At 70.4% G+C, this 10212-nt stretch carries 9 protein-coding genes; 3 read left to right on the top strand and 6 right to left on the bottom strand.

Annotated features, from left to right (window positions below):
• Positions 1 to 256: 256 nt before the first annotated feature.
• The 6 genes from OZN99_RS17580 to OZN99_RS17555 form a co-directional block, all read right to left on the bottom strand.
• A complete protein-coding gene (locus tag OZN99_RS17580) occupies positions 257 to 1333 on the bottom strand; it encodes an ABC transporter ATP-binding protein (protein ID WP_270936564.1) in 1077 nt (358 codons plus the stop codon).
• Complete coding sequence (locus OZN99_RS17575; protein ID WP_270936563.1) at positions 1326 to 2315, bottom strand: ABC transporter ATP-binding protein; 990 nt, start codon at positions 2313 to 2315, stop codon at positions 1326 to 1328. Before OZN99_RS17575 ends, OZN99_RS17580 begins: the two co-directional genes overlap by 8 nt.
• Before the next feature lie 43 nt (positions 2316 to 2358).
• Complete coding sequence (locus OZN99_RS17570) at positions 2359 to 3270, bottom strand: ABC transporter permease (RefSeq protein WP_270936562.1); 912 nt, start codon at positions 3268 to 3270, stop codon at positions 2359 to 2361.
• Between the two features lies 1 nt (position 3271).
• A complete protein-coding gene (locus OZN99_RS17565; protein WP_270936561.1) occupies positions 3272 to 4255 on the bottom strand; it encodes an ABC transporter permease in 984 nt (327 codons plus the stop codon).
• A 94-nt stretch (positions 4256 to 4349) separates the two neighbouring features.
• Positions 4350 to 5900: an ABC transporter substrate-binding protein gene (locus OZN99_RS17560; RefSeq protein ID WP_270936560.1), complete on the bottom strand. Its 1551-nt coding sequence runs from the start codon at positions 5898 to 5900 to the stop codon at positions 4350 to 4352.
• 127 nt (positions 5901 to 6027) lie between these two features.
• Positions 6028 to 7131: an AI-2E family transporter gene (locus tag OZN99_RS17555; protein ID WP_270936559.1), complete on the bottom strand. Its 1104-nt coding sequence runs from the start codon at positions 7129 to 7131 to the stop codon at positions 6028 to 6030.
• Positions 7132 to 7225: 94 nt separating this feature from the next.
• Between OZN99_RS17555 and otnI the strand changes: the two genes are divergently transcribed.
• The 3 genes from otnI (at position 7226) to OZN99_RS17540 (ending at position 10151) form a co-directional block, all read left to right on the top strand.
• Positions 7226 to 8035, top strand: coding sequence for a 2-oxo-tetronate isomerase (otnI, locus tag OZN99_RS17550; RefSeq protein ID WP_456299885.1), 810 nt, complete (start codon positions 7226 to 7228; stop codon positions 8033 to 8035).
• 124 nt (positions 8036 to 8159) lie between these two features.
• Positions 8160 to 9050 carry a 2-hydroxy-3-oxopropionate reductase gene (locus OZN99_RS17545; protein ID WP_270936558.1) on the top strand — a complete coding sequence of 297 codons (891 nt, stop codon included), beginning with the start codon at positions 8160 to 8162 and terminating at the stop codon, positions 9048 to 9050.
• Between the two features lie 228 nt (positions 9051 to 9278).
• Positions 9279 to 10151, top strand: coding sequence for a helix-turn-helix domain-containing protein (locus tag OZN99_RS17540; protein WP_270936557.1), 873 nt, complete (start codon positions 9279 to 9281; stop codon positions 10149 to 10151).
• Positions 10152 to 10212 lie beyond the last annotated feature (61 nt).

The raw sequence follows: 10212 nt of genomic DNA, 5'->3' as shown, positions 1-10212 counted from the left end.
GATCTCGCGCGCCGCGGCGGCGACATCGGCCCGATCCACGCCGGGCGGCGCCAGCGCGTCGCCGCAGCCGGCCAGCGCGAGGCCGCCGAGCAGGACTCCGAACAGGGCCGAACGGCGGGTAGCCAAGGACCATGGTCTCCGGGCGGGACAACCCCATGTCGCCCCGCATGGCCGGAAGGTAACCCATTGCGCGGTCGCGATGGGTCTCGGTGTGCAACGGCGTGTGACGGCGCCGGCCGGGCCGGCGCTGCGGTACTCAGGCCGCGCGTTGCGCTTCCGCTGGCGCCGGCCGGGGGTCGTCGCGCCCCTCCTCCACCGCGTGGCAGGCCACCTGCGTCTCCGGCGTGCCGCGCGCCGCCACCAGTTCCGGTCGCTGGGCACGGCAGCGGTCGTTGGCCAGCGGGCAGCGCGGATGGAAAGGGCAGCCGGAGGGCGGGTTGATCGGGCTCGGCACCTCGCCGCCCACCGGGATGCGCTGGCGCCCGGTCATGTCGAGGTCCGGGATCGCCTCCATCAGCGCGCGCGTATAGGGGTGGCGCGGCGTGGTGAAGAGCGTCTCGGCCGGCGCCAGTTCCACCAGGCGGCCGAGATACATCACGCCGACGCGGTCGCTGACCTGCCGCACCACGGCCAGGTTGTGGCTGATGAAGAGGTAGGTCAGTCCGAGCCGGCTCTGCAAATCCTTCATCAGGTTCAGGATCTGCGCCTGCACGCTGACATCCAGCGCGCTGGTCGGCTCGTCGCAGACCAGGAATTCGGGGTTCGAGGACAGCGCCCGCGCGATCGAGATGCGCTGCCGCTGCCCGCCCGAGAATTCGTGCGGATACTTCTGGCCGTCCAGCGGCGAGAGGCCGACCTGCGTCAGCAGCTCGGCGACGCGCGCGTCGATCTCCACTGTGCCCTGCGCCAGGCCGAAGGCGCGGATCGGCTCCGCGATGATGTCCCGCACGCGCCAGCGCGGGTTCAGGCTGGCATAGGGATCCTGGAAGATCATCTGCATCCGCCGGCGCTGGGACGCGTCGGACCGCGCCACCGCCAGGTCCTGCCCGTCAAAGAACACCTTGCCGCGCGTCGGCCCGTAGAGACCGACCACCAGCCGCGCCACGGTGGACTTGCCGCAGCCGGATTCGCCGACGAGCGAGAGGGTGGTGCCCTTCGGGATGGCGAAGCTCACGCCGTCCACGGCGCGCAGCATCCGCTTGCCCTCGCGCGCGATGACGCGCTGGATCAGCGGCCGGGAGACGTCAAAGAAGCGCGCGACGTCGTCCGTCTCGAGCATTGGCGTCCCGCCGGAGGCGGGCGGGAGAGGCGTGGCGACGCTGCGCTCAAGCATGACGCACCTCGCCATAGCCGCTCTCGGCCACCGCATGCGCCGCGTCCTTGTCGGCGCGGTCGTAGAGCCAGCAGGCCGCGCGCGTGTCGCCGGCATCCAGCAGTTCCGGCCGCTCGCCCCGGCAGCGATCGAAGACGCGCGGGCAGCGCGGGTTGTAGGCGCAGCCCTTCGGGATGGCGGACAGCCGCGGCATCGCGCCCTCGATCTGCAGCAGGCGGTCCATGCGGTGGCTGATCGGCGGGATCGAGCCCATCAGGCCGATCGTGTAGGGATGCGCCGGGTGCTTCACCACCTGCCGCACCGCGCCGATCTCCGCGATCCTGCCCGCGTACATCACGGCCACGCGGTCCGCGGTCTCCGCGATCACGCCCATGTCGTGCGTGACCAGCATCATCGAGGTGCCCTTCTCCCGCGCCAGGGTCTTCAGCAGCGCGATTACCTGCGCCTGGATCGAGACGTCGAGCGCCGTGGTCGGCTCGTCCGCCACGATCAGCTTGGGCTCGGCGCAGAGCGCCAGCGCGATCACCACGCGCTGCCGCATGCCGCCGGAGAATTCGTGCGGGTAGCTGTCGATGCGCTGCGCGGCGGCGGGGATGCCGACCAGTTCCAGCCACTCGATCGCCTTCTTCCGCGCCTGCGCCGGGTTGAGCGGCAGGTGGGTGGTCATCGTCTCCACCAGCTGCCGGCCGACGGTGTAGAGCGGGTTCAGCGTGGTCAACGGGTCCTGGAAGATCGCGCCGATCTCCCGCCCGCGGACCGTCCGCATCTCCTTGTAGGGGAGGTTGTCGATGCGCCGTCCGGCCAGGCTGATGCTGCCGGCGGCGATGCGCCCGGGCGGCTCGAGCAGGCCGATGATGGCGGCCCCGGTCATCGACTTGCCGGCGCCGGATTCGCCCACGACGCCCAGCACCTCGCCCGGGTGGATGTCGAAGGAGACGTCGTCCAGCGCAACCAGCGTGCCGCGCCGCGTCGGGAATTCCACGCGGAGGTTCCTGACCTCCAGGAGTGGCCGGGTGTTCGACATGTCAGCGCAGCTTCGGGTTCAGGGCGTCGCGCAGCCAGTCGCCCAGGAGGTTGACGGAGAGCACCAGGACGATCAGCGCGACGCCCGGGAAGATGGTGATCCACCATTCGCCGGAGAACAGGAAGTCGTTCCCGATGCGGATGAGGGTGCCGAGCGAAGGCTGCGTCGGCGGCACGCCGACGCCCAGGAATGAAAGCGTCGCCTCCGCCAGGATGGCGAAGCCGAGCTGCAGGGTCGCGATGACCAGCACGGGCCCCAGCACGTTGGGCAGCACATGGGTGACCATGATCCGGCCCCGCCCGAGGCCGATGACGCGCGCCGCCTGCACGTATTCCTTGTTGCGCTCCACCATGGTCGATCCGCGCACGGTGCGGGCGAAGGACGGCCAGTTGGAGAAGCCGATGGCGAAGATTACGACATAGAGCGCAATCTGGTCGTGCACGTCGCGCGGCAGGGCGGCACGCACCACGCCGTCGATCAGCAGCGCGATCAGGATGGTGGGGAAGGTCAGCTTGATGTCGGCGATGCGCATCAGCACCGCATCCACCGTGCCGCCCAGGTAGCCTGCCGCCAGCCCCGCCGAGACGCCGAGCACGACCGACATCACCACCGCCAGGAAGCCCACCAGCAGCGAGACCCGCGCCCCGTACATGATGGCGGAGAGCACGTCGCGCCCCTGGTCGTCGGTGCCGAGCAGGTATTGCGGATCGCCCTCAGCGTCCCAGGCCGGCGGCTTGAAGGCGTCCAGCAGCTGGAGGCTGGCCAGGTCGAAGGGGTTGTGCGGCGCGATCCAGGGCGCCAGCACCGCGCCGCCGATGCAGATCGCCGCCACGATGGCGGAGACCACCGTGACGGGGTTCCGCGTGAAGCTCCACCAGATGTCGCTGTCGAAGAAGTTGCGGACGGCCTGCATCTCAGTGACCCCCCTTCCCGCCGCCGACCCTCAGCCGGGGATCCACGGCGAAATACAGCAGGTCCACGATCAGGTTGATGGTCACGAACAGCGCGGCGATCAGCAGCAGGTAGGCGGCCATGACGGGGATGTCGGCGGCGCCGACGGACTGGATGAACAGCAGCCCCATGCCCGGCCACTGGAACACCGTCTCCGTCACGATGGCGAAGGCGATGATGGCGCCGAGCTGCAGGCCGGTGATGGTGATCACCGGCACCAGCGTGTTCTTCAGCGCATGGCCGAAATTGACCGCGCGATTGGTCAGCCCCCGCGCCCGGGCGAACTTGATGTAGTCGGTGCGCAGCACCTCCAGCATCTCGGCGCGCACCAGGCGCATGATCAGCGTCATCTGGAACAGGCCGAGCGTGATGGAGGGCAGGATCAGCGCCTTGATGCCGCCCCAGGTCAGGTAGCCCGTGCTCCACCAGCCCAGCTTCACCGTGTCCCCGCGACCGAAGCTCGGCAGCCAGCCGAGCCAGACGGAGAAGGTGAGGATCAGCAGGATGCCGATCAGGAAGGTCGGCAGGCTCACGCCGATCAGGCTGAAGGTCAGGAAGAACCTGCTGAGCCAGGAATTGCGGTACAGGCCGGTGTAGATGCCCATCGGCACGCCGACCAGAAGCGCCAGGAAGGCCGCGGTCAGCGCCAGTTCCAGCGTCGCCGGCGCGCGTTCGGCGATCAGGTCCAGCACCGGCCGCGACAGGCGGTAGGACAGGCCGAACTCGCCCTGCAGCGCGTTGCCCACGAACTTCGCGAACTGCACGAAGAAGGGCTGGTCCAGCCCGAGGTCGCGGATCAGCGCCTCGCGCTGCGCCTGGGTGTAGTCCTGCCCGAGCATGATCGCGACGGGATCGCCGACATAGGCGAACATCGCGAAGGAGATCAGCGCGACCGCGAGCATCACGGGCAGGGCCTGCAGCACGCGGGAGACGATGAAGGCGAACAAGTGCGTGTCCTAGCGAAATGGTCTCTGCCCCCCGCCCCAGCCCTCCCCCGCTGGCGGGGAAGGGTCAGGGCGGGACCGGCGCAGGGTCAGCCCCTCAGTTCACGACCATCCAGCGGAAATAGGGCTGGTTGTTCGCGGCGTGCGGGATCTGGATGTTGCTCCGCATCGCCCAGGGGATCATCTGGTGATGCAGCGGGATGTGCGGCACGTCCTCGCGATAGATGCGCAGCGCCTCGCGGATCGCAGCCATCCGCGCCTCGCCGCTCTCGGTCTTCATGCGCTGGATCAGCGCATCCATCCGCGGGTTGGAGTAGCGGCCGTAGTTCCAGATGCCGTCGCCCTGCGCGCCGTTGCGGGTCGCCAGCAGCGACTGGAAGGAATACAGCGCGTCCAGCGTCGGCACGCCCCAGCCCAGCATGTACACGCTGGTGTCGTCGCGCTGGATCTGCGCGAAGAAGGGCGCCAGCGGCTGCGCCTTCAGCGTGGTCCGCACGCCCACCCGCGTCCACATCGCCGCGATCGCCTGGCAGATCTGCTCGTCGTTGATGTAGCGATTGTTGGAGCAGTCGAGCGTGACGCCGAAGCCGTTCGGGAACCCCGCCTCGGCCAGCAGTGCACGGGCGCGGGCGGGGTCGTAGGGCAGGCGCAAATCCTCCTCCCGGACGAAGCCGTTGACCTGCTCGGGGAACAGCGTGCCGGTCACGATGCTCTGGCCGCGCATCGTGGTGCGATGGATCGCCTGGATGTCGATGGCGTGGTACAGCGCCTGGCGCACCCGCAGATCCTTGAAGGGGTTGCGGCCGCGCACGTCGGAATACAGCAGTTCGTCGCGATGCGTGTCGAAGGCGATGAACAGCGTCCGCACCTCCGGCCCTTCCAGCACGCGGATGTTGCCGGCGTTGCGCAGCCGGTTCAGGTCCTGCAGCGGCGGGTCGAGCACGAAGTCGATCTCGCCGGACAGCAGCGCCGCCACCCGCGTCGCGTCGGAGCCGATGGGGCGGAACACGATCTCGGTCACGTTGCCCGGGGTCTGATTCGGCTCGGTCCAGCCGTACCAGTCGTCGTTGCGGCGCAGCACGGTGCGCACATCGGGCTCGCGCACGGCCAGGCGGAAGGCGCCGGTGCCGTTGGTGGCGCGGACCGTGTGCATCTCCTCGCGCTGGCGGGTGTTCTGCGGCCGCGTCGCGTTATGCCGCTCCGACCAGGAGCGCGACATCATGTACACGGAGGCGAGCTTGTTCGGCAGGATCGGGTCCGGGACCTTGGTGATGATGTCCACCGTGAAGCCGTCCACCTGCTCCGCGCGGTCCACGGTATCGACGAAGATACCGTAGTTGGAGGTCGGCTGCAGCGCGCGCGTGATGGAGAACACCACGTCATCCGCCGTGAAGGCCTCGCCCTCGTGGAAGCGCACGCCCTGGCGCAGCTGGAAGCGCCAGCGCGTCGGCTCCACCTGGTCCCAGCGCAGCGCCAGGCCCGGCCGCAGCGACAGGTCGGCGTTCCGGTGGATCAGCGGGTCGTAGATCTGCTGCAGCACCATGGTCACGGTGCCGACGTTCTGGCTGTGCGGATCCATCGTGTTGGGATCGCCCGAGGCGGACCAGCGCACTGTCCGCGCCTCGGCCACGCCCAGGCCGAACGTCACAAGGGCGGCCGCGGCCGCCAATCCCCACCGTCGCATCCCCATTCTGAACTCCCCGGTCGGTCCGCGGGTCGTCCCGCCCGCGCCGGGCGGCCAATATCCCGTCCGCCGCAGGGGGAAAAGCCCGAAGTCAGGCGGGCCGGTCCGGAAGCTGTCCCGCCTGCCCGTGCCCCGCCTGCCCTTGACCTCCCGGGCCGTGCCCCGCCCAGTCCTTGAGCAGCGTGTAGCCCACCGCGAGCAGCACCGGCCCCAGGAACAGCCCCAGGAAGCCGAAGGCCAGCACGCCGCCGATGGCGCCCAGCAGCGTCAGCAGCAGCGGCAGGTCGGCGCCCCGGCTGATCAGCCAGGGACGGATGAAGTTGTCCACGGACGAGATCCCGGCCGCGCCGTAGATCGCCATGAAGATGCCCCAGCCCCAGCTGCCCTCGACGAACAGCCAGATCGTGGCCGGGATCCAGACCAGGGGCGCCCCCACCGGCAGGATGGAGATGACCCCGGCCACCACGCCCAGCAGCAGCGGCTGCGGCACGCCGGCGATCCACAGGCCGAAGGCCGTCATCACCCCCTGCACCACCGCGGTACCGAGCAGGCCATAGACCACGCCGCGCGTCACGTCGCCGGTCAGCTCGATCAGCCGCCGGGTCGGCGGCCCGGCCAGCTTCTCCATCACGCGTTCCGCTTGCGCCGCCATGGCCGGGCCGTCGCGGTAGAAGAAGAAGGCCAGCGCGATCGCCAGCAGCAGCTCCGCGATGCCGGACAGCACGGCCAGCAGCACCGCCAGCCCGCCCTGGGCCAGGGTGCCGGCATAGGGGCGGACCGCGTCGAAGACGCCGGCGAAGGTGGTGTCCCAGCCCGCGAACCACTGGCCGAGCCAGTCGCCGACGAAGGGCAGCCCGGTCAGGAAGGTGGCGGCGCCCGGCACGCCCTCGGTGATCAGACGCTCGGCGCCGAGCCGCAGCGCCTCGATGTCCTCCCGGCTGGTCGGCGCCGCGAAGGCGATCGGCAGGCCGATCAGCAGGAACTCCGCCACCACCATCACCAGCGCCGCCCAGCCGGGCGACATGCCGGTGCGCTCCCGCAGCACGCGGAAGGCCGGCCAGGTCGTGTAGGCCAGGATCAGCGCCCAGAGCAGCGCCGAGAGGAAGGGCCGCAGCACGAGGAAGCAGCCCATCCCGAGCAGCCCGAGCGCGATCAGGCCGATGATGCGGGCGGGGCGGAGGGGGTCCTGGTCCATGCGTCTGTCCTGCGGCGCCCCGGCTTACCGGAACTCCGGCCGCGGCGCATCCGTGCCGCGACGGGGCGGCTTGCCGCGCAGGGCGGCAACGGGCATGACCCTGCCCCGCCAGGGAAGGGACGCCGACATGCCGCGCTTCGCCGCCAATCTCTCCATGATGTTCACCGAGGTGCCGTTCCTCGATCGCTTCGAGGCCGCCGCCAAGGCCGGCTTCAAGGCCGCGGAGTTCCTCTTCCCCTACGAGCACCCGGCCGCCGAGATCGCCGCCCGACTGAAGGCGACCGGCCTGCAGCAGGTGCTCTTCAATGCGCCTCCCGGCGACTGGGGCAAGGGCGAGCGCGGCCAGGCCGCCCTGCCCGGCCGCCAGGCGGAATTCCGCGAGGGCTTCCGCAAGGCGCTGGACTACGCCGCCGCGCTGTCCTGCCCGCGCATCCATGTCATGGCCGGGCTCGCCCCCGCCGGCGTGCCGCACGACACGCTGACCGCGGTTCTGGCGGAGAACCTGGCCTGGGCGGCCGAGCAGGCCGCACCCGCCGGCGTGAAGCCGGTGATCGAGCCGATCAACCACCGCGACATCCCCGGCTTCTTCGTCAACACCACCGACCAGGCCGCGGCGATCATCAACGCCATCGGGCCGGAGAAGGTCGGCATGCAGTTCGACCTTTACCACTGCCAGATCACCGAGGGCGACTTGGTGAAGCGGGTGGAGAAGCACCTGCCGCTGATCGCCCACATGCAGGTGGCCGACAACCCCGGCCGCAACGAGCCTGGCACCGGCGAAGTCAACTGGGGCTTCGTGTTCCGGAAGATCGACGAGCTCGGCTTCCGCGGCTGGATCGGTTGCGAGTACCGCCCGGCCGGCGAGACGGTGGCCGGGCTCGGGTGGTTCCAGCCCTACAAGTAGCGCAAGCCTTCCTCCGCCCGGCGTCTCCCTCCCCTGCGAAGCAGGGGAGGGTTGGGGTGGGGGCGCGACCGACCTCCCCCATCCCGTTTTCCCTTCCTTCGATAACGCCCAAGGAACCCGAACCATGTCCAAGATCGGCTTCATTGGCCTCGGCATCATGGGCCGCCCCATGGCCGGCCACCTCAAGGCCGCCGGCCACGAGGTCACCGTGGTGGACCGCAAGTCGCTCACCGCCGAGGACCGCGCGGCCTTCGCCGTCGCGGCCAATGCCAAGGCCGTCGCGGCGGCCAGCGAGATCATCATCCTGATGGTGCCCGACACCCCGGATGTCGAAGCCGTGCTGTTCGGCGCGGGCGGCGTGGCGGAGGGCCTCTCGGCCGGCAAGCTGGTGATCGACATGTCGTCGATCAGCCCGACCGCCACCAAGGAGTTCGCGAAGAAGGTCAACGCGCTGGGCTGCGACTACCTCGACGCGCCGGTCTCCGGCGGCGAGGTCGGCGCGAAGAACGCCGCGCTGACGATCATGGTCGGCGGACCCCAGGCCGCCTTCGACCGCGCCCTGCCGGTCTTCGAGAAGATGGGCAAGAACATCACGCTCGTCGGCACCGAGAACGGCGCCGGCCAGACCTGCAAGGTCGCCAACCAGATCATCGTCGCCCTCACGATCGAGGCCGTGGCCGAGGCGCTGGTCTTCGCCTCCAAGGCCGGCGCGGACCCGGCCAAGGTCCGCCAGGCGCTGATGGGCGGCCTCGCCACCTCCCGCATCCTGGAGCTGCACGGGGAGCGGATGATCAAGCGTACCTTCGCGCCCGGCTTCCGGATCGAGCTGCACCAGAAGGACCTGAACCTCGCGCTGCAGTCAGGCAAGGAACTCGGCGTGCCGCTGCCCAACACCGCCTCCACCCAGCAGATCTTCGCCGCCTGCGCGGCGCTCGGCGGCAAGGGCTGGGACCATTCGGGCATGGTCAAGGCCCTGGAGGCGATGGCCGCGCACAAGGTTGCGCCGGACGCCTGATCGGGCCAGCGGGTGGCGGCAGCACCGCCGTCACCCGCAGCGCGTGTGCCGCTGTCGGGCTTCGGCAACCGTAGATTTTAAGCCCGCGCCCCATCCTGACACCGTATCTTCGCTTTTACGTGTTGCATGCGGCGCGCGCGTCCCGCAAATTCACCATCGCGGCCAGGGCGTGAGACCCGTCTCTCCGGCCAAGGTTGTATCTGATTCCGGCAATCAACGGGGGATTGCATGCGCTTCGCCGATATCGGACAGCAGTTGCGGGCCTACCGGCTGGAGAGCGGCCTGCGCGCCGAGGAAATCGCCGCGCGCCTCGGCGTCTCCCGCGCCGCGCTCTACCGCTACGAGAAGGGCGAGGTCATCAAGCTGGACACGATCCGGCGCCTTGCCGAGCTCCTGAAGATCTCGCCGCTGTCGCTGCTCGGCATCGGCGTCGAGTATTTCAGCCGCCCCGTCGCCTTCCAGGAACGGCTGCGCCAGGTCGAGGAAGGCGCCGACCAGATCCTGCTGGTGGGCGGCGCGGTCTGCTACCCGACCACCACGGACGCCTTCGACGGCGCCCTGGCAGAGGCCTGGACCGAGGCGGCCGACGCCTCGGCCGACCGCGTCGCCGCGCGGGCCGCGACCGACCAGATGCTCGGCCTGCTCGCCGCCCGCAAGAAGCTGCACCAGTCCCGCCGCCCGACCATCATCGCCATCCTCGGCGAAGGCGCGCTGACGCGCCTGCTGCGGGAAGGCGTGGCCGCCGGCCTGCCGGTGCCGGAGCGCAGCCGCCAGCGCTGCCTCGCCGCCGCCCGCGCCGAGGCCGAGGCGATCGCCGCCATGATGGACAGCGTGCCGATCGGCTTGCAGCTCGGCCTCGCCTCGGTGGTGGAGCCGGCCGGCAGCTTCATGGTGCTGCGCGGCCGCGACCGTGCGCACGTCATCGCCTCCCCCTTCGCGCCGGACACGCCGCCGCAGGGCGGCATCGGCGTGAGCTCCATCACCGCCGCGGACGAGGCGGTGGCCGCGCATCAGCGCGTGGCGGAGGCCGCCTGGCGCGATTCGCTCAAGGGTGCCGCGGCCGCCGCCCGCGTGCGGGAACTCATCAAGGCCGCGGGCTGACCCGCCGCCGGCGCTCCGCCGGCGTCATCAGCAGCAGCCGCGCGGCATCGGGCCGCGCGGC

This window comes from Falsiroseomonas oryzae (genome assembly GCF_027856955.1).
Classification (GTDB): Bacteria; Pseudomonadota; Alphaproteobacteria; order Acetobacterales; family Acetobacteraceae; genus Falsiroseomonas; species Falsiroseomonas oryzae.
Note: the sequence above shows the minus strand (reverse complement) of the source record. Positions and strands in the feature narration are given on the sequence as shown.

Bases quoted from the DNA above. Each gene is read 5' to 3' on its own strand.
- OZN99_RS17580 (WP_270936564.1), bottom strand. From the start codon at position 1,333: ATGCTTGAGCGCAGCGTCGCCACGCCTCTCCCGCCCGCCTCCGGCGGG.
- OZN99_RS17570 (WP_270936562.1), bottom strand. From the start codon at position 3,270: ATGCAGGCCGTCCGCAACTTCTTCGACAGCGACATCTGGTGGAGCTTC.
- OZN99_RS17555 (WP_270936559.1), bottom strand. From the start codon at position 7,131: ATGGACCAGGACCCCCTCCGCCCCGCCCGCATCATCGGCCTGATCGCG.
- otnI (WP_456299885.1), top strand. From the start codon at position 7,226: ATGACCCTGCCCCGCCAGGGAAGGGACGCCGACATGCCGCGCTTCGCC.
- OZN99_RS17545 (WP_270936558.1), top strand. From the start codon at position 8,160: ATGTCCAAGATCGGCTTCATTGGCCTCGGCATCATGGGCCGCCCCATG.
- OZN99_RS17540 (WP_270936557.1), top strand. From the start codon at position 9,279: ATGCGCTTCGCCGATATCGGACAGCAGTTGCGGGCCTACCGGCTGGAG.